The following is an 18,614-nucleotide window of genomic DNA, read 5'->3' on the forward strand; positions in this document are numbered from 1 at the left end:
GTCAAATTCTAAGTTATTATCTTAAGAATAAATTTCATTAATCCAGTTTTACGATGCAGAATCGTTTCTCTGGGGTAAAAATAAATGTCGAATATTCGAAGCCATGTTTCCCGCGTCCTGATGGACCGCCTCGACTGGAATCTGCTGCGAACCTATCTGGCGATCATGCAGGAGCGCAGCATCAGCCGCGCGGCCGCACGGCTGCACCTGACGCAGCCGGCCGTGAGCCAGGCGCTCAAGCGGCTCGAGGATTCGCTCGGCCGCACGCTGATCCAGCGGCGCGGCGCGCAGTTCCTGCCGACCCGCGCCGGAGAAGAGGTCTACCGGATCGCCACCGACATCTACGGCCACATGTCGCGGCTCGACAACGAGCTCGACGACCGCGGCGGCGAGCTGACCGGCTCGGTGCGCCTGCTGTGCGTGAGCCGCGTCGAATCGCCCGTCTACGACGAATTTCTCGCCGAATTCCGCCGCGCTTATCCGCGCGTCGATCTGCATATCGAAGTCATGCGCTCAGCGGATATTCTTTCTTCTGTATTGCAAAAAACCGCGACTTGCGGACTCGCATTATGCCGAACGCCGGTCGATAAAATAGAATTACGCAGTTTTTTGCGCCAACGCTATGCAATGTTTTGCGGACGTCACCACCAGTTATTTGGTCGGCAGGCGTTGAAAATCGAGGATCTGCTCTCCGAGAATTTCGTTTCGTTCACCAGTGACCAGATCGGCGACGCGCTCGCGCCGCTCACCGTGTTTCGCGACCAGCGCGGCTTCACCGGGCGCATCGTCGCGACGTCGGCGAGCCTCGACGAAATCCGCCGCCTCGTGTTCGCCGGCTACGGCATCGGCTGCCTGCCCGAGCACATCGTGCGCGACGATATCGCACGCCAGCGGCTCTGGCGCCTGCCGCCCGAAGAAGGCCTGCTCGACGTCGAGATCTTCCTGATGTGGAACCGCGAGCGCCGGATGAACGCGGCCGAGAAAGTGTTCATCGACGCGTTTCAGCGCTACGTGCAGCGGTATCCGATGGCGGAACGGCTGGGGATGCTGCATTGAGCGGCGCGACGGATCGCGCTCGGGTTCGGCCGGCCGCGCGAGGCTCGGAACGCGCCGGGGCGGGAACGTCGCGCGCCAGATGATGCAAGAGCGGCGGCGCATTGCGTTGCATCGCACGCGATCGGGCGATGCAACCGCGCGATGTTCGCCGAACGAGCGCCGATCGAACGAGAACGATCCGGCAATTTCGCGTTTCGCGGCGCAGGCGCACGCCGGCCGGCTGGCCGGCGCACGATCCGTTTCCACCGCCCGTTGCAACGCGATGAACGTCCGCGGAGGGTCCGCCGAGGTTCCGCCGATGGCCGGTTCGTTCGAGGCGGGCCCGCTGCGCGATGCGCAGATGAACGCGTCCGCGCCCACGCATCGGCGCGAAGCCAAGGCGGCGCACGCTCGAAGCGGCGCACGCCATCGGCATTCGCCGAACGGCGGCCGCGCGCCGCGCGTCAGGCCATTTTCATCGCAGCGTTGAAACTGAAATCGCGCCCGCCGGCTGTGACGCGCCCGCCGTGCGCCGCATCATCGCAGCCGGAGCCGACCGAACGCGCCCGGATGCGCCGCGACGACCGCTGACAACGACGGTCAACGACGCCGGCGCCCCTCCTCCGCGCCGCCCGCCGCCCCGAACATCGCGGCGCGCGCATTCGCTGCGCGCGGCGGCCGGCGCTCCCTTTCACTTTTCGCCGATTCGAACCGCCATGAAAGCCATCGCCTTCTACCAGAACCTCCCGATCGACGCCGCCGATTCGCTCGTCGACATCGAGCTGCCCGCCCCGCAGCCGGGCCCGCGCGACCTGCTCGTCGAAGTCCGCGCGGTGTCGGTCAATCCCGTCGACGTCAAGGTGCGCGCCGGCCGGCCGCCCGAAGCCGGCCAGCCGACCGTGCTCGGCTGGGACGCGGCGGGCGTCGTGCTGGCCGTCGGCAGCGCGGCGTCGCTGTTCAAGCCGGGCGACCGCGTGTGGTACGCGGGCTCGCTGACGCGCCCGGGCACCAACAGCGAGCTGCACGTCGTCGACGAGCGGATCGTCGGCAGGATGCCGGGCTCGCTCGACTTCGCGCACGCGGCCGCGCTGCCGCTCACCGCGATCACCGCGTGGGAGCTGCTGTTCGACCGCCTGCAGATCCCCGAGGGCCCCGCCGCGGCCGGCAAGCGGCTGCTCGTCGTCGGCGCGGCGGGCGGCGTCGGCTCGATCCTCGTGCAGCTCGCGCGCCGCCTGACGGGCGTCACCGTGATCGGCACCGCGTCGCGCGACGAGACGGCCGCGTGGGCCCGCGAGCTCGGCGCGCATCACGTGATCGACCATTCGAAGCCGCTCGCCGCCGAGCTCGAGCGAATCGGCATCGGCCGGGTGGACTACGTCGCGAGCCTGAACCAGACCGATCGTCACTTCGATCAGATCGTCGACGCGCTCGAGCCGCAAGGCAAGCTCGCGCTAATCGACGATCCGGCGCTGCTCGATTTCCGCAAGCTGAAGGCGAAGAGCGCGTCGCTGCACTGGGAGTTCATGTTCACGCGCTCGATGTTCGGCACGAGCGACCAGCTCCAGCAGCACGCGCTGCTCGATCGCGTCGCGGCGCTCGTCGACGCGGGCACGCTGCGCACGACGTTCAGCGAACACTTCGGCGCGATCAATGCGGCGAACCTGAAGCGCGCGCACGCGTTCATCGAAAGCCATCGCGCGCGCGGCAAGATCGTGCTCGAAGGCTTCTGATCCGCCGGGCGGCGCGGCCGGCCCGCCGCGCCGCCGCCTTTTTCTCCGGAGATCGCCTTGACCCGAACTTCCCCGGTCGTCACGCTCGCGACGATCGATTTGTCCTTTCATCACGCGGCGGCGGGCATCGTGATCGCGGCGCTCGCGCGTCACGGCGTGCGCGTCGACGAAATCAGGCGGCCGCACGAAGGCGCGTTCGAGCTGCTGCGCGACGGCACGGCCGACATGCTGTGCGCCGCGTGGCTGCCCGGCAGCCACGGCGCGTATTTCGACGCGATCGCCGACGCGTTCGAGCCCTTGTCCGCGATGTACGCGCCGTACGCGCTGTGGGGCGTGCCCGACTACGTGCCGGCCGACGCGGTGTCGAGCGTCGCGGACCTGACGCGCGCCAACGTCGTCGAGCGGATGACGCCGCTCATCCAGGGCATCGGCCCGGGCGCGGGCATCTCGCGCTTCTCGCGCGAGATCTTCGCCGCGTACGATCTCGACGCGCACGGCTATCGCTTCGCGAACGGCACACTCGAACAGTGCGTCGACGCGTTCGAAGAGGCGGCGGCAAGACGCGCGTGGGTCGTCGTGCCGCTGTGGCGGCCGCAATACCTGCACTGGCGTCACGCGATACGCGAACTGCGCGAGCCGCGCGGGCTGCTGCGCGGCGCCGACGCGGCGACGCTCGTGCTGCGCAAATCGGCGCGCGAGCGGCTGCCCGCCGCCGCCGTCGACGCGCTGCGGCAGCTGCGCCCGGGCAACGCCGGGCTCACGCGGCTCGATCATCTGATTTCGCGCGACGGGCTCAGCCCGCGCGAAGCGGGCGAGCGGTATCTGCGCGAGCTTGCGGCACGTGTGTCGGGTGGGGCCGTGTCGCGTTGATCGGACTGAGCGTGCTGTTCGTGCTGTTCGTGCTGTTCGTGCTGTTCGTGCTGTTCGTGCTGTTCGGGCTGTTCGGGCTGTTCGGGCTGTTCGGGCTGTTCGGGCTGTTCGGGCTGTTCGGGCTGCTCGGGCTGCTCGGGCTGTGCGGGCTGTGCGGGCTGTTCAGGCCATTCGCGCTATTCGCGCCGTTCTCGCCGTTCGGGCCGTTCGATGCTGTTCGGCACCGCCCCGCTTCGCCCGGCATCGACCTGCTCCGGCCGATGCGGACAGGCGCGCCAATCGCTGCTCCATGCCAATCAGCGCCGCACGGCGCGATCTCGCTGCGCGCCACGCGACGCCGCGCTAAGCGAGGTACGCAGCGATCCGCGCCCGCAGAAAGTCGCGCAGCGCGGCGAGCGTCGGCGACAGCGCGAGCCGGTGCGTATAGACGAGATTGAGCGGCGTCGGCTCGGTCGTCCACGCGTCGAGCGCGGGCTCGAGACGCCCCGCGCGCAGATCGTCGAGCACGTCGAGGCGCGACTTGTACGCAATCCCGTACCCGCCGACCGCCCAGCGACGCACGAGCTCGCCGTCGTCGGCAGCCCGGCTGCCCGTCACCTTGACCGTGTGCGCGGCGTCGTCCGAATGGAACGTCCATTGGTCGTGCGTGCGCTCGCTCAGCGCGAAGCGCAGGCAGTTGTGGCCGCGCAGATCGTCCGGCGTCGCCGGCTTGCCGTGCCGCGCGAAATAAGCGGGCGATGCGCACAACACGCGCCGGTTGTCGGGCGCGAGCGGTGCCGCGATCAGCGACGAATCGTCGGGAACACCGTAGCGCAGCACCGCGTCGACCGGCTGACGGAACAGGTTGACGATCCGGTCGCCGATCCGCACGTGCAGCGACACGGCCGGATACAGCGCGAGAAACTCGTCGAGCCAGCCGGACAGCACGTTGCGGCCGAAATCGGACGGCATCGACAGCGTCAGGTCGCCGCCCACTTCCTGACGGCCGCGCGCGAGCACGTCCTTGCCGGCGCGCAGTTCGGCGAGCGCGTTGCGCGCGTACGCGAGATAGCGCTCGCCGTCCGGCGTGAGGCGCAGGCTGCGCGTCGTGCGCGCGAGCAGGCGCACGTCGAGCTCGCTTTCGAGCCGCTTGACCGCCGCGCTGGCGACGGCCGGCGCGACGTCGAGAAGCCGCGCGGCGGCGGACAGGCTGCCGTTGTCGGCGGCGAGCACGAATACGGCGAGGTCGTCGAGTCGGATCATCGGGGGAGGCGCGTCGGGGCGAGCGACGCGCGCAAAGGCGCGCAACGGGCTGCAAGGGTACTGCGAACGCGTGCGGCGGTCGAGCGGCGGCTTGCGCGCGCCGTTCAGCCGGCCGCCAGCTCGACCGCCGCGAGCGCGTGCAGCGCGGTCGTGTCGAACACCGGCAGCGCCGAATCGGCTGGCTTGATCAGCAGCGTGATTTCCGTGCAGCCGAGGATCACGGCTTCGGCGCCCGCCGCCTGCAACGCGTCGATGATCCGCCGGTAGGCGGCGCGCGATTCATCGCGCGCGACGCCGTGACAGAGCTCGTCGTAGATCACGTCGTGGACGACGGCCCGCTCCCGCTCGCCCGGCACGATCACGTCGATGCCGTGAAGCGACGCCATCCGCTCGCGATAGAAATCCTGCTCCATCGTGAAGCGCGTCGCCGATCAGCCCGGCGACGCGCGCGAGCCCGTCGGCGCGGCGGCCGACGATCGCCACGCGTGCCCGCTGCCGCGCGAAACGCCGCGCGGTCGCGACACCGATCCCCGTGCCGCCACCGCTCGCCACGACGGCCTGATCCATGCGCATGCCCCGATGCGGCCGTGACGGCCGCGCCCGCTACCACTCGGCGGGCGACCAACCGAGCGCGCGCGCCGGATGCGGCCATTGCACCGGCGCGCCTTCGACCTCGGACGGCGCCCGTACGCGCTGCGCCGGCCCCCAACTCGTCTCCTCGACCCAATCGGCCAGATCGCCCGCCGTCTCGCGCGCGATCGCCGGCCTGTCGGCTTCCTGCAAGCCACCCGATGCGAGCAGCACTGCCGTTCGCGCGAGCGACGCGCGCGTCCTCGTTCCGGCGCCTGTCGCCAACCGTCGCGCGAGACCGCGAATCGCGGCCGTCGCGAGCAGATAGCCGGCGCCGTGATCGAGCGCCTGCACGGGCAGCGGCACCGGCCGCTCGGCGCCGGCCTCGCGCATGCCCGTCGCGACGATGCCCGCGCTCGTCTGCACCAGGCTGTCGAAGCCGCGGCGGCCGCGCCACGGCCCGCTCCAGCCATAGGCGTCGAGCGATACGTCGACGAGGCCCGGATTGATCCGCCGCCGTTCGTCCGCATCGAAGCCGAGCCGGTCGAGCGCATCGGGCCGGTAGCCGTGGACCATCACGTCGGCCTCGCCGATCAGGCGGCGCAGCAGCGCGCGCCCGTCGCCCGATTTCAGATCGGCGCGGGCACAGCGCTTGCCGAGCACGACTTCGGGCACCGTGTTCGGCTCGTCCCAGCCGATCGGATCGATGCGCAGCACCTGCGCGCCGAAGCCCGCGAGAAAGCGCGTCGCAACGGGGCCCGCCAGAATGCGTGTGAGATCGAGCACGCGCACGCCCCGCAGCGGCCGCTCGGCGGACGGCGACCACGCCGGCCGCTTGCCTTCGACCGCGACGCCGTCGTGAATCAGCAGCGGCTCCGCGCGCACTGCAAGCCCCTGCGGATGTCGCGCCCATTCGTCCTGCGTGCGCATCGCGGCCGCGCATCCGCCCTGCTCGACGACGGCCGACTCGAGCGCGTCGCTACGCCACTGCCCGGCCGCGTGCGCGACCGCCGCCTTGTCGGGCGGCGCGCCGAGCACCGCGAGCGCGGCGGCGCGATGGTGCGGCGCGTTCGTGTGCAGCCTGATCCAGCCGTCGGCCGTGCGATAGTCGCCCGCGATCGCATCCCACGGCGGCGGCATGTCCCAGCCGCGCGGCCGCAGCGACACGCCGAACCACAGCGACGCACGGCGGCGATCCACGCGCACGCCGGGCAGCTTGCCGGTCGCGCGATGCACGAGTTCGGCGACCGCGACGCTCGCCGCGCCGATCGCGGCCGATGCGAAATCGGTGACCGGAAACGCCGACGGCAGCACGCCCGTGCCGCTGAAATTCAACGCATGCAGGGCGGCGAGATCGCCGTTCGCGGCCCGCCAGATTTCGTGCAAATACGCGGCGGTGCGCGCACGGCCGGATTGTTCGGATTGCGACGACGAAGAGAGATCGGACATTGACTTCCCCGATTTGAAGAGATCACGGCAAGATTATTGCCGGCGAATATCGAGTGTCAACGTTGATTCCGGGAATCAAGTTATTTTTTAATTCGTCGGCATCTTCTTTTAAAACGAATCCGGATGTGCGGCCGTCGGGCGATCGAGCGTCCCTATTCGGGCCCGCGGGCTCCGGGCGCGGGATTCCCGCTTCCGGGCCGATGCGGCGAAAGCGGCGACGCCCGCCGCCGCTCCCAGGCGGGCACGCGAATCGCGCCGCATCGATCATGGCAATGCGTCATGCGTCTTCCGCGGCGCGATATTGAAATGCACATCGAATTCCGATTCGCCTAATCGATTTCCATTTTTTCGGCGATCTGAACTTCGATGTCGACTCCCCGAATCAGGACGACGAACGCGCGGCGCTGCGCTTTACGTTGACTTTATATCCGCATTACTCGTCCGCTTTGCTCGTTCGCTTGAACCGGCGCGCGCGTCGCGGCCCTTTCGGCGCACCCCGTGCGCGCATCGTTTCGTCTTCGACGATGAGCGCCCGTTGCGGCGAACCGGCGACGGGTCCGCCGCCGCACTCCGCGCGCGTCGCGTCGCCGGCCTGCGGCGACGCGCCCCAAGCGCTCGCCCCACGCGCGCCACGCGGCGAACGGCGCGCGCCGGCCCTCGCCGAACCGGGGCACAGCGCGCACATTCGCCGCGCTTCGCGATCCGCGCCGCCGCCGTCAGCGCGACGCCTGCGTCGCCTTCCTCAGCTTCGCGACGTCGGCCGGGCGCACCGCGGGCGCGCCGTTGTTCCAGCCGGCGCGCATGAACGTCAGCACGTCGGCGATCTGCCGGTCGGTCAGCACGTGCGCGAACTTCGGCATCGGATAGGCGGCCGGCAGCCCGTCGATCACGAGATCGTCGGTGCCGTTCAGCGTGACGTTGATCAGCGACGCCGCGTTCGACTCGAGCACGTTCGGATTGCCGGCGAGCGGCGCGAGCAGCGGCGCGAACGCGTGGCCGTCGACGCCGTGGCAGTGCATGCAGTACGCGGCGTACACCTTCGCGCCCGCATCGTCGGCCGGCCGCGCGAGCAGCGCCTGCGTCGCGGCCGCGTCGTGGCGATAAGGCGGCGCGCCCGTGCCGCCCGCCGCCGGCAGCGATTTCAGATAGCGCGCGATCGCGGCCAGATCCGCCTCGCTCAGCGCCTGCGTGCTGTGATTGATCACGCTCGTCATCGAGCCGAACGCGCTCGCATGCCGGTTCGCGCCCGTCTTCAGGAACTGCGCGAGGTCCGCTTCGGTCCATCGGCCGAGCCCGACGTTGTGCTCGCCCGTCAGGTTCGACGCGAACCAGTTGTCGATCAGCGCGCCGGACAGATACGCCGGCCCGCTCTCGTCGAGCGCCTTCTCCTGGAAGCCGACGCCGCGCGGCGTGTGGCACGAGCCGCAGTGACCGAGCCCCTGCACGAGGTACGCGCCGCGATTCCACGCCGCGTCCTTGCCCGGCTTGTCGCGATACGCGCCCGCGTCGAGAAACACCGCGTTCCAGATCTTCAGCGGCCAGCGCATGTCGAGCGGCCACGGAATGTCCGGCGCGCGATTCGCCTGCTTCACCGGTTCGACGCCATGCATGAAATACGCGTAGAGCGCCTTCACGTCGCCGTCGGCGAGCTTCGCATACGACGGATAAGGCATCGCCGGATACAGGTTGTGGCCGTCCTTCGCGACGCCCTCGCGCAACGCGCGCGCGAAGTCCGTCTCGCTGTAGCCGCCGATCCCCGTTTCCGGGTCCGGCGTGATGTTGGTCGCATAGATCGCGCCCATCGGCGTTTCCATCGGCAGGCCGCCCGCGAACGGCTTGCCGCGCGCGGCCGTATGGCACGCGATGCAGTCGCCCGCCTTCGCGAGGTACGCGCCGCGCGCGACAAGCGCGTCGTCGGGCGAGGCGGCGCGCGCGCCCGTGCTCACCGCGAGCGCCGCGAGCATCGCGCCGAGCGCCTGCGCGGCGCGCTTGAACTTGTTTCCAGTACGAATCATCGGAGTCCTCGGCGTTCAGGCGGTTTTCAGCTGGCTGCCGACCGGCAGCTTGCGCAGGCGCTTGCCCGTCGCCGCATGGATCGCGTTCGTGAGCGCGGCGCCGAGCGCCGCCGTGCCCGGCTCGCCGATCCCGCCCGGCGCTTCGCCGCTCTTCACGATGTGCACGTCGATTTGCGGCGTCTGATCGATCCGCAGCATCCGGTAGTCGGTGAAGTTGCCCTGCTCGACGCGGCCGTCCTCGATCGTGATCTCGCCGTACAGCGCGCCCGTGATCCCGAAGATGATGCCGCCCTGCACCTGCGCCTCGATCGTGTCCGGATTCACCACCATCCCGCAGTCGACCGCGCACACGATGCGCTTCACGCTCACCTCGCCGTCGTCGACGGATACGTCCGCGACCATCGAGAAGAAGCTGCCGAACGCATGCATCACCGATACGCCGCGCCCCTGCCCCTTCGGCAGCGACGCGCCCCAGCCCGCCGCCTTCGCGGCGACGTCGAGCACGTTGCGCGCGCGCGGCGACTTGCCGAGCAGCGCGCGGCGGTAGGCGACGGGATCGGTCTTCGTCTGCGCGGCGAGCTCGTCGATGAAGCTCTCGACGACGAACGTGCCGCGCGTCGGCCCGACGCCGCGCCAGAACGCGGTCGGCACGTGGCGCGGCTCCTGGCGCACGTAGTCGACGAGCTGGTTCGGCAGGTCGTACGGCAATTCGGCGGCGACCTCGACCGCGTCCGGATCGACGCCGTCCTTGACCGCGGGCGGCGCGAAGCGCGCGAGAATCGACGAGCCGACGATCCGGTGCCGCCACGCGACCGGCTTGCCGTTCGCGTCGAGCCCCGCCGAAATGCGGTCGTAGTAGTACGGCCGGTACATGTCGTGACGGATGTCCTCCTCGCGAGTCCAGACCACCTTCACCGGCGCGCTCACCTGCTTCGCGATCTTGACCGCCTGCCGCACCATGTCGGTCTCGAGCCGCCGGCCGAAGCCGCCGCCCAACAGATGGTTGTGCAGCACGATCTTGTCGGCCGGCAGGCCGGTCACGCTCGCGGCCGCGTCGACCGCGCGCGTCGGCACCTGCGTGCCCGTCCAGAGCTCGCAGCCGTCCGGGCGCACGTGCACCGTGCAGTTCACGGGCTCCATCGTCGCGTGCGCGAGGAACGGCTGCTCGTAGACCGCGTCGACGCGCGTCTTCGCGTTCGAAAACGCATGCTCGACGTCGCCGTCCTTGCGCGCGACCGCGCCCTTGCCGCTGTCGGCCGCGCGCGCGAGATCGGCGACGATGTCGCACATCGACACGCGCGCGCCCGCGCCTTCGTTCCATTGAACCTGCAGCGCCGACGCGCCGCGCTTCGCGGCCCACGTGTGATCGCCGACGACCGCGACCGCGTCGTCCGCGACGACCACCTGCCGCACGCCCGGCACCTGCTTCGCGGCGCGATCGTCGACGTGCGCGACCTTGCCGCCGAACACCGGGCTGTTGACGATCACCGCGTACAGCATGCCCGGCACGCGCACGTCGAGCCCGAACTGCGCGGTGCCGTCGATTTTCTCCGGCGAATCGAGCCGCTTGACGGGCTTGCCGATCAGCTTGAAGTCCTCGGGCTGCTTCAGCGCGACGTCCTTCGGCACGGGCAGCTTCGCGGCCGCGTCGGCGAGCTGCCCGTACGACGCGCGCCGCCCGCTGGCCGGATGCAGCACTTCGCCGCCTTGCGCGCGGCACGACGCCGGATCGACCTTCCACTGCCGCGCCGCCGCCGCGACGAGCAGCGTGCGCGCGGCCGCGCCCGCGCGGCGCATCGGCTCCCACGCATAGCGGATCGACGTCGAGCCGCCCGTCAGCTGGCCGCCGAGCAGCGGATCGAGAAACAGCTTCGCGTTCGGCGGCGCGTGGTCGAGCGTCACGCTCGCGAGCGGCACCTCGAGCTCCTCGGCGATCAGCATCGGAATCGACGTGTAGACGCCCTGGCCCATCTCGACCTTCGGCATCACGAGCGTGACCGTGCCCGTGCGGTCGATCTGCACGAACGCGTTCGGCGCGAACACGCCGTTTCGGGGCGTCTCGATCGCGTCGCCGCCGATCACCGAGCGGCGGGCGTCGCCGCCCGCGGCGGGCACGCTGAAGCCGAGCAGCAGGCCGCCGCCCGCCGCCGCGCCGAGCGTCATCCCGTATTTCAGGAAATCGCGCCGCGACACGCCCGCGCCGCGCGCCGCCTCGGCCGCGTGCGCCCTGCCTGCTTCGATCAGTCCGCGCGACATGTCAGGCCCCCTTCGCCGCGTGCTTGATCGCCGCGCGTATCCGGTTGTACGTGCCGCAGCGGCAGAGGTTGCCCGTCATCGCCGCGTCGATGTCCGCGTCGGTCGGGTTCGGGTTCGACGCGAGCAGCGCCGCGGCCGCCATCACCTGGCCGGACTGGCAATAGCCGCACTGGACGACGTCGAGCTCGCGCCACGCCTGCTGGACCTTCTGCCCCGCCGGCGTCGCGCCGACCGCTTCGATCGTCGTGATTTTCCTGCCGCCGACCGAGGCGACGGGCAGCACGCACGAGCGCACCGCGACGCCGTCGAGATGCACGGTGCACGCGCCGCATTGCGCGATGCCGCAGCCGAATTTCGTGCCGGTCAGGCCGACGAGATCGCGCAGCACCCAGAGGAGCGGCATGTCGGCGGGGGCGTCGACCGCATGGGTCGCGCCGTTGATGTTCAAGTCGGTCATGCGGACTCCGGCAATGACGAGTGGGGATTTCGAATGGCGAGCAGCAACTCGCGCATATTGAACCTATTGCGAAATTGCTGCAGTCTCGGCCCGTGCAAGCGCGACGGATCGGCACGACAACGCACGAAAACGGTGCGGCGCACGCCCGCATGTCGGCTCGACCGGATCGGCGCATCGCGCGGGGCGACATCCTGCGCAGCGACGAGCGAGGGCCGGCAAACGCGGAAAAACCGCGGCCTTCCACGCGCCGCGCCGACGGCAGGCATGCGTGGCGGCTCGACTCCGATGCCGCTCGGATACCGGCGCTGCGGCCCGCGCAAGGCGATCGCGACGAGCGCCGCCTGCCCGCCGCAACACGGTTCGCACGGGGTTGTCGCGCCGGGCCGCCGACTCACGGCTGCTACGGCCGTCAGCGCCGTCACGGCGGGCGGCTGCGCCAGCCATTCAGCCGCCCTCTTCCGATACGCGACGGAATGCGCGCTCGCGCGGCGCGCTTCGGGCGCGGCCTCGTCGCCGTCGATCCCGAGCATATGAAGACCCGGCACGCCGTCGGCCTGACGAAACAGATCGCAGCGGCGATTGCCCGGTTCGGCGCGCGTCGCGGCCGCGGTCCGGCGCAATCCCGCCGCCGCGCCGATGCGCTGGGGCGTCGGGATCAGGCTTGCAAGGACACCGCGCGCCATGATCGTTCTCGATGCCAATCCGGACCGCGGTCCGGCGATTCGCCTCCCCGCACGCCTATGCACGCCTCTGCGCGCCTCCGCACGCCTCGGCATCGCATGAATCCGCACGACATCCGAGGCGGCGGCTCGAACGCGAGCGCCGAACCTTCATCCCGGCGCTCGCGCGGCCGAACTCACGGCGCGTCGGGCCCCACGCGCACGACGACCTTGCCGAAGTTCTTCCCGCCGAGCAGTCCGATCAGCGTCTGCGGCGCCGCCTCGAGCCCGTCGACGACGTCCTCGCGAAGCTGCACCTTGCCCTGCGCGACCCACTCGCCCATTTCCTTCAGGAATGCCGGATAAACGTCCGCGTAGTGATCGAGGATGATGAAGCCCTGCATGCTGATCCGCTTGCGCAGCACGCTCGACATCAGCAGCGGCAAACGATTCGGCCCCGGCGGCAGCGCGCTGTCGTTGTAGTGGGCGATCAGCCCGCAGACGGGCACGCGCGCGCGATCGTTCAGCAGCGGCAGCACCGCGTCGAACACCGCGCCGCCGACGTTCTCGAAATACACGTCGATGCCGTTCGGGCACGCGGCCGCGAGCTGCTCGGCCACATCCGGAGCGCGATGGTCGACGCACGCGTCGAAGCCGAGCGTCTGCGTCACGTAGCGGCACTTGTCGGCGCCGCCCGCGATGCCGACGACCCGGCAGCCCTTCAGCTTCGCGATCTGCCCGACGACCGAGCCGACCGCGCCGCTCGCCGCCGCGACGACGACCGTCTCGCCCGCCTTCGGCCGGCCGATCTCCAGCAATCCGAAGTAAGCGGTGAAGCCGGGCATCCCGAGCACGCCGAGCGCCTGCGACGGATGCGCGATGCCGGCGAGCGGCATCAGGTCAGCGCCGTCGGACAGCGCGTAATCCTGCCAGCCGGCGTTCGACAGCACGAGGTCGCCTTCGCGAAACGCGGGCACGGTCGACGAGACGACGCGGCTCACCGTCCCGCCCACCATCACGCCGCCGATCTCGACGGGCGGCGCATACGAAGGCGCGTCGCTCATGCGGCCGCGCATGTACGGATCGAGCGATAGCCACACCGTGCGCAGCAGCACCTCGCCCTGAGCGGGCGTCGGCACCGCCGTCGTCTCGACGCGGAAATTCTCGGGCGTGGGCGCGCCTTTCGGGCGCGAATTCAGAACGATCCTGCGGTTCGTCGTCTGGCTTTGCGGCATAGGAATCTCCATTGAAATGAAACGAGGGGCATTGGCGTGCGGCGCACGCCGCCGAGCTTCGACGATTCGAAGCGGCTTGGAATCACAGGCTTGCCTCGAGCACGCGGCGGCTCACGTCGAGCGTGACGTCCCTGCGCTCGCCGAGCTGCGTCATGCCGTGCGCATCGAGCTGCGCGACGAGACCGTCGATCGCGTCGGCGCCCACGCCGTAGTCGGCAAGGCGAGTCTTCACGTCGAGGCTCTCGAAGAACGCGCGCGTGCGCTCGATCGCCGCGTCGATGCGCTCGTCCTCGGCGCCGTCGACGATGTTCCACACGCGCGCCGCGTACTGCAACAGCTTCGCACGCTTCGCGTCGCGCCGCACCTGGAGCATCGACGGCAGCACGACGGCGAGCGTGCGCGCGTGATCGATGTCGTAGCGCGCGGTGAGTTCGTGGCCGACCATGTGCGTCGCCCAGTCCTGCGGCACGCCCGCGCCGATCAGACCGTTCAGCGCGAGCGTCGCGACCCACATCAGGTTCGCGCGGATCGCGTAGTCGTGCGGCTCGGCAATCGCCTTCGGGCCGATCTCGATCAGCGTCTGCAAGAGGCCCTCGGCGAAGCGGTCCTGCGCGAGGCCGTCGGCCGGATACGTCAGATACTGCTCGACGATGTGCGTGAACGCGTCGACGACGCCGTTCGCGACTTGCCGCGGCGGCAGCGTGTACGTCTTCGTCGGATCGAGGATCGAGAATTTCGGGAACACGAGCGGGTGGCGGAACGCGAGCTTCGCGTGCGTCGCGCGGCGCGTGACGACCGCGCCGCTGTTCATCTCCGAGCCGGTGGCGGGCAACGTCAGCACGCTGCCGAACGGCAGCGCGGCCGCGACGTTCGCGCCGTGCGTCTCGAGGATGCTCCACGGATCGCCCGCGAACGGCACGGCGGCCGCGACGAACTTCGTGCCGTCGATCACCGATCCGCCGCCGACCGCGAGCAGAAAATCGACGCGCTCGCGCCGCACCAGCTCGACCGCCTTCATCAGCGTCTCGTAGGTCGGATTCGGCTCGATCCCGCCGAACTCGCGCACGTCGCGCGCGCCGAGCGCGGCGCGGACCTCGTCGAGCGTGCCGTTGCTGCGCGCGCTCTCGCCGCCGTACAGCACGAGCACGCGGGCCGCGGCCGGCAGCAGCTCGTTCAGCCGCGCAACGGTGTTCTCGCCGAAGACGATCCGGGTCGGATTGTAGAAATCGAAATTCTGCATGTTTGCTCCATCAAAAGTAGACCAGTCGTCTATAAACGGACTCAAAAGAAGGCACGCTCATGCGCGCCTTGCTTCGATGCCCGGCCGATCGACGACTCGGCTGCGGCACATCCATGCGCGGCGACGTCGCCGCCGCCACGGCTTCAAGCGGCCTCCAGCTGCGCGGCATCGTTTCGATGCCGCGTCGCCATCGCCGGGCCGCCGTGCCTGGCGCGCCGTTGAAATTCTTTCCGCGAGGGGGCGGCAAAACACAACTTGTCGACCTCTCGGAACGCACGACAAACCGCTCGTGCGACTCGGGCAAGGGGTGTGAGACCATCCCCGAAAACCACGTGCGAGCACCTCGCAAGCCGGCTTTTCAACAGCCTGCCAACGCAGCACCGCAGGCACGCCGCGCACCGGCGTGCGATCCGCCCGAGCGAACCATCAGCGCGCGAGGCTTCGACGCTGGCCGCGTAACGCGCGACGATTCGCGGCCAGCGTCGAAGCCGCGCGTCAACACACTCCGCATCGTCGCCGGGATACCCGCCATCTTCGCGCCGAACTTCGCCGCAACGCACGTTTGCGCTCCGGATCGTCGCCGTGCCGAGTGTTCGGCCCGTTGCGCCTGCGCGCGCCTCGAGTGCACCGCGCCCGCCCCGGCCGGCCAGCCGCGCGCGCGACGCGCGAGGCAGCCGCCCGAACAGGCGCCGGGCCGCGCTCCGCCGAACGCTTCCTACAAAGCCTCCGTCAAATCGAGGCAGCGGCGGAGCACCTCTTTCGGGATGTCCTCCGCCGCGAGCATTTCGCTCGAGCCAGCCCGCCAAAACCCAGTGCGGAAGCGCGATCGGCCTCGCGTCGCGGCGTTCAGGACGCGCGGCGCACGTGCGCAGTCGAGCGAAAGATCATGGCGCGCATCATAGCACAATTAGACCGGTCGTCTAGAGCGGCATCGGATGTCGCGGAAGCCCGCGCGGCCGCGGCCGAGTCGCGCCCATGAGCGGCCAATGAGCGGCCCATCTCGCCGCTGCCGCGGCGGACCACGCGCGTCGCTCGGGTGCGCGCCGCCCGCGTGAAAAACGGCGCTCGCGCACCGACCATTCGAGCCGAACCGCCCGCCGTCTCCCGCATTCGACGCCCACGCCGACAAGTCGTCCGAACGATCCCGCGCATCGATCCAAGAATCGGCAATCACGCTCGATGCGGCCGCCGCCGCTTGCTCGCGGAAACGACGCGCTCGAGATTCACGGCGCACACCGCGCCCGGCAATCGATCATTCGCCATCGCACAGATCGCCGCCGATTAGCCGGCGCGCCATGACCAGGCGCCTGCGCGATCTCGTTCGAATCCGATCGCCCACGATGATCGCCACGGCGCGCGACGAAACCGTGCCGACCGACGCGCAATCGCTCATGCGCCATGCGCTGCGACGCGGGCTTCGTCGAATGCGCGCATCGCACGCTCGCCGCAGGCCATGCTTGGACATGCCGAACATGTCTGAACGGCGCGCCCCGTTTTCGACATCCGCGACGACCATCGGGCACCGAGCGAGGAGCACCGAGCGACGACATGCACGACGCGTCAATATCTTCACGATGCGTTGCGTTTATCATGCGCAGGATTTCACGTTCCGCATGTCATCCGGAGTACAGAGCAAATGAAGAACACGCCCGCGCCGACGTCACGGCACGCTTCAGCCTTCCCGATCGACGCCGCGTCCGCGCATCCGGTGCCGATGCCGCGGTGACGGCGGCGCTTCGAAACGAGCCGAGCCGGGCCGAATCGAATCGATTCGAGAAACGAGAAACGACACGCGCGAGAAGACCGCCGTCCCGGCCCCGGCCCGACCGACGGCCGATCCGCCGCACACGCTCCACCACCCCTTTTCCAACAACGACACAACGCACATGACGACCACTCGCATCACGTCGCGAGCCGCCCTCGCCGCTTCGCTTTCCGCCCTGCTGCTCGCCGCGTGCGGAGGCGACGGCTCCTCCGATGCGTCGAATGCGAACGGCGCCGCCGCGCCCGCCGCGCCCGCGACGACGAACGCCCCCGAAACGGCCGTCAATACGCCGGGCGTCACGCCCACGCCGCCTTCCAGCAGCACGTCGATCGGGCAGATCTCGATCGACAAGCTGGAATTCGCGCAGACTCACGTGGTGCCGAGCGGCGGCTTGAGCTGGGCGCTCCCGAATGCCAGCACGAGGCTTCGCCTGATCGGCGGGCGCGACGCGCTCGCATTGGTCGCCATCGGCCAGGCGGACGCCGCGCAGCCCGTCCTGCAAGCGTGGCGCAACGGCGCGAAGCTCGGCGCGCTAGCGCTGAACCCGCCGTCCGCGCTGCCGCCGACCGAGTCCAACGGCCGCGCGTATGCGGGCGACCGCTGGAGCGCCGTCGTGCCCGCCGCGTGGATGGTGCCGGGCGTCTCGTTCAGCGTGTCGGCGGCCAACTACACGCCGAGCGTCGCGCAGGCCCCGGTGTTCGGCACCGACGCCGACGTGCAACTGACGATCCTGCCGTTCTATCTGTTCGGCGCCGACGACGCCAATTCGCCGCCGCTGTCCGCGACGCAGGCGCCCGACGCCGCCACGCAGCAGGAGATCTCCGCGAAATGGCCGACGTCGGACGTGAAGGTCCGCACGCACCCGGCCGGGCGCTTCAGCCTCGCGACGGTCGTCGTCGGTCCGCGCGCCGACCGCGCCGGCGCGGCTCAGCCCGCCTATGCGGTCACCGCGCTCGATCAGCAGAAGGACGGCTACGGCGTGATGAGCGCGATGCTCACGCTGATTTCGAGCATGCGCACCGCGAACGGCGACGGCGCACTCAACGATCAGTACTACGCGCCGCTGCTCGCGCTGAATTCGAGCGGGAAGTTCGCGAACCTCGGCGGCGGACTGGGCGGCGTCGGCTCGGGCGCGTCGGTCGGCGATCATCGTTACACCGGCATCTTCATTCACGAACAGGGGCACGCGTTCGGCCTCGGCCACGCGGGAGACGAATATGCGAAGGGCGCCTATCCGTACGCGGGCGGCAGCCTGAACGGATCGGCGTGGGGCTACGACCCGAACCGCCGCGAGTTCCTCGACGTGCTCGTGCCCGCCACCGCGTCGAGCCATGCGAAGTGCGCGAGCTCGCATCAGGTCGACGCGCAGGGCCGCTGCTACAAGCAGGACCCCATGCAAAGCGGCGCCGGCGATCAATCGAGCGGCTACAAGTTCGCGACGTTCTCGGACTACAACACGGGCCGGATGCAGGCATGGATCGAATCGCGCGTGCTGATCGATCCCGCTTCGCCCAGCGGCTACAGCAAGTGGGACGCGGCCGCGCAGGCGCGCGCGCCGTACACGCCGACGACCGACGGCAAGGGGCTCTACGGCGTCAACCAGAATCTGCCCGTGCGAACCGGCGTGCCGGTGCACACGATCATCGTGAGCTTCAGCAAGGCCGGTTCGGCGGGCGCGTCGTACATCTATCCGCCGTTCACGTACACGGGGAACCTGATCGCGACGTTCGATCCGACCTCCGCGGCGGACCGCCAGGCGATCACCGTCGATAAGGGCACGTATCCGTGGTACTGCAAAGGCAGCGGCTGCGACTACACGCTGCGCGTCACGTATGCGGACGGCAGCCGCGCGTATCGCGTGCTGCAGGGCGGATTCCGTGCGTGGTGGACGCCCACCGTCGACAACGCCAACGCGGCCAATCCGCTCAGCGGCAGCAGCTTGCGCGTGTGGGCGATCAACGTGCCGGGCGACCAGCCCATCGGCAAGATCGAGCTGCTCGACACGCCGACGGTGTGGAACGGCATGCCCGCGAATCCGACCGTGCTGCTCAGCCGGTGACGTCGCGGCGCTCGGGCGCGCGGCGCGGCCCG

Annotated in this window: 14 protein-coding genes and 1 pseudogene; 5 read left to right on the forward strand and 10 right to left on the reverse strand. The window is 69.9% G+C overall.

Annotation, left to right across the window (positions count from 1 at the left end):
• Window positions 1-84 precede the first annotated feature (84 nt).
• The 4 genes from WS91_RS04295 to WS91_RS04315 all read left to right on the forward strand — a co-directional run bounded on the left by WS91_RS04295 (window position 85) and on the right by WS91_RS04315 (window position 4,072).
• Complete coding sequence (locus WS91_RS04295) at window positions 85-1,056, forward strand: LysR family transcriptional regulator (protein WP_197422206.1); 972 nt, start codon at window positions 85-87, stop codon at window positions 1,054-1,056.
• Window positions 1,057-1,751: 695 nt separating this feature from the next.
• Window positions 1,752-2,765, forward strand: a complete 1,014-nt coding sequence (locus WS91_RS04305; RefSeq protein WP_059582170.1) for a zinc-binding alcohol dehydrogenase family protein — start codon at window positions 1,752-1,754, stop codon at window positions 2,763-2,765.
• Between the two features lie 57 nt (window positions 2,766-2,822).
• Window positions 2,823-3,635 carry a glycine betaine ABC transporter substrate-binding protein gene (locus WS91_RS04310; protein ID WP_059669806.1) on the forward strand — a complete coding sequence of 271 codons (813 nt, stop codon included), beginning with the start codon at window positions 2,823-2,825 and terminating at the stop codon, window positions 3,633-3,635.
• An 11-nt stretch (window positions 3,636-3,646) separates the two neighbouring features.
• Window positions 3,647-4,072: a hypothetical protein gene (locus WS91_RS04315; RefSeq protein ID WP_156432282.1), complete on the forward strand. Its 426-nt coding sequence runs from the start codon at window positions 3,647-3,649 to the stop codon at window positions 4,070-4,072.
• On the opposite strand, the gene WS91_RS04320 is transcribed toward WS91_RS04315, so the two are convergent.
• The 10 genes and pseudogenes from WS91_RS04320 to WS91_RS35470 form a co-directional block, all read right to left on the reverse strand.
• A complete protein-coding gene (locus tag WS91_RS04320; RefSeq protein WP_059669808.1) occupies window positions 3,978-4,877 on the reverse strand; it encodes a LysR family transcriptional regulator in 900 nt (299 codons plus the stop codon). The genes WS91_RS04315 and WS91_RS04320 overlap by 95 nt on opposite strands.
• 104 nt (window positions 4,878-4,981) lie before the next feature.
• A pseudogene (locus WS91_RS04325) lies at window positions 4,982-5,342 on the reverse strand (aspartate/glutamate racemase family protein); the annotation flags it as partial.
• Window positions 5,343-5,480: 138 nt separating this feature from the next.
• Entirely contained in the window at window positions 5,481-6,896 is a 1,416-nt protein-coding gene (locus WS91_RS04330) for a CoA transferase (RefSeq protein WP_059669809.1), read from the reverse strand.
• Between the two features lie 716 nt (window positions 6,897-7,612).
• Entirely contained in the window at window positions 7,613-8,911 is a 1,299-nt protein-coding gene (locus WS91_RS04345) for a c-type cytochrome (protein WP_059669810.1), read from the reverse strand.
• Window positions 8,912-8,926: 15 nt separating this feature from the next.
• Complete coding sequence (locus tag WS91_RS04350; RefSeq protein WP_059669811.1) at window positions 8,927-11,167, reverse strand: xanthine dehydrogenase family protein molybdopterin-binding subunit; 2,241 nt, start codon at window positions 11,165-11,167, stop codon at window positions 8,927-8,929.
• A 1-nt stretch (window position 11,168) separates the two neighbouring features.
• Complete coding sequence (locus WS91_RS04355) at window positions 11,169-11,624, reverse strand: (2Fe-2S)-binding protein (RefSeq protein WP_059582187.1); 456 nt, start codon at window positions 11,622-11,624, stop codon at window positions 11,169-11,171.
• On the reverse strand, window positions 11,621-12,307 hold the full coding sequence (locus tag WS91_RS36685) for a putative quinol monooxygenase (protein WP_197422207.1): 687 nt from the start codon (window positions 12,305-12,307) through the stop codon (window positions 11,621-11,623). The genes WS91_RS04355 and WS91_RS36685 overlap by 4 nt, the downstream gene beginning before the upstream one ends.
• A 173-nt stretch (window positions 12,308-12,480) precedes the next feature.
• The gene (locus tag WS91_RS04365; RefSeq protein WP_059582191.1) at window positions 12,481-13,518 is read right to left on the reverse strand and encodes an NADP-dependent oxidoreductase; all 1,038 of its coding nucleotides are present in this window, start codon (window positions 13,516-13,518) and stop codon (window positions 12,481-12,483) included.
• Window positions 13,519-13,600: 82 nt separating this feature from the next.
• Entirely contained in the window at window positions 13,601-14,758 is a 1,158-nt protein-coding gene (locus tag WS91_RS04370; RefSeq protein WP_059582195.1) for an iron-containing alcohol dehydrogenase, read from the reverse strand.
• A gap of 1,252 nt (window positions 14,759-16,010) precedes the next feature.
• Window positions 16,011-16,274, reverse strand: a complete 264-nt coding sequence (locus WS91_RS35470) for a hypothetical protein (RefSeq protein ID WP_145986877.1) — start codon at window positions 16,272-16,274, stop codon at window positions 16,011-16,013.
• Between the two features lie 370 nt (window positions 16,275-16,644).
• Between WS91_RS35470 and WS91_RS04375 the strand changes: the two genes are divergently transcribed.
• Window positions 16,645-18,582 carry a M66 family metalloprotease gene (locus WS91_RS04375; RefSeq protein WP_231751971.1) on the forward strand — a complete coding sequence of 646 codons (1,938 nt, stop codon included), beginning with the start codon at window positions 16,645-16,647 and terminating at the stop codon, window positions 18,580-18,582.
• Window positions 18,583-18,614: the final 32 nt, after the last annotated feature.

This window comes from Burkholderia sp. MSMB1498, assembly GCF_001526245.1.
GTDB classification, from domain to species: domain Bacteria; phylum Pseudomonadota; class Gammaproteobacteria; order Burkholderiales; family Burkholderiaceae; genus Burkholderia; species Burkholderia savannae.

Excerpts from the sequence above, each read along its gene's own strand:
- WS91_RS04295 (WP_197422206.1), top strand. The coding sequence starts at position 85 with ATGTCGAATATTCGAAGCCATGTTTCCCGCGTCCTGATGGACCGCCTC.
- WS91_RS04305 (WP_059582170.1), top strand. The coding sequence starts at position 1,752 with ATGAAAGCCATCGCCTTCTACCAGAACCTCCCGATCGACGCCGCCGAT.
- WS91_RS04320 (WP_059669808.1), bottom strand. The coding sequence starts at position 4,877 with ATGATCCGACTCGACGACCTCGCCGTATTCGTGCTCGCCGCCGACAAC.
- WS91_RS04330 (WP_059669809.1), bottom strand. The coding sequence starts at position 6,896 with ATGTCCGATCTCTCTTCGTCGTCGCAATCCGAACAATCCGGCCGTGCG.
- WS91_RS04345 (WP_059669810.1), bottom strand. The coding sequence starts at position 8,911 with ATGATTCGTACTGGAAACAAGTTCAAGCGCGCCGCGCAGGCGCTCGGC.
- WS91_RS04350 (WP_059669811.1), bottom strand. The coding sequence starts at position 11,167 with ATGTCGCGCGGACTGATCGAAGCAGGCAGGGCGCACGCGGCCGAGGCG.
- WS91_RS04355 (WP_059582187.1), bottom strand. The coding sequence starts at position 11,624 with ATGACCGACTTGAACATCAACGGCGCGACCCATGCGGTCGACGCCCCC.
- WS91_RS36685 (WP_197422207.1), bottom strand. The coding sequence starts at position 12,307 with ATGGCGCGCGGTGTCCTTGCAAGCCTGATCCCGACGCCCCAGCGCATC.
- WS91_RS04365 (WP_059582191.1), bottom strand. The coding sequence starts at position 13,518 with ATGCCGCAAAGCCAGACGACGAACCGCAGGATCGTTCTGAATTCGCGC.
- WS91_RS04370 (WP_059582195.1), bottom strand. The coding sequence starts at position 14,758 with ATGCAGAATTTCGATTTCTACAATCCGACCCGGATCGTCTTCGGCGAG.
- WS91_RS35470 (WP_145986877.1), bottom strand. The coding sequence starts at position 16,274 with ATGGTCGTCGCGGATGTCGAAAACGGGGCGCGCCGTTCAGACATGTTC.
- WS91_RS04375 (WP_231751971.1), top strand. The coding sequence starts at position 16,645 with ATGACGACCACTCGCATCACGTCGCGAGCCGCCCTCGCCGCTTCGCTT.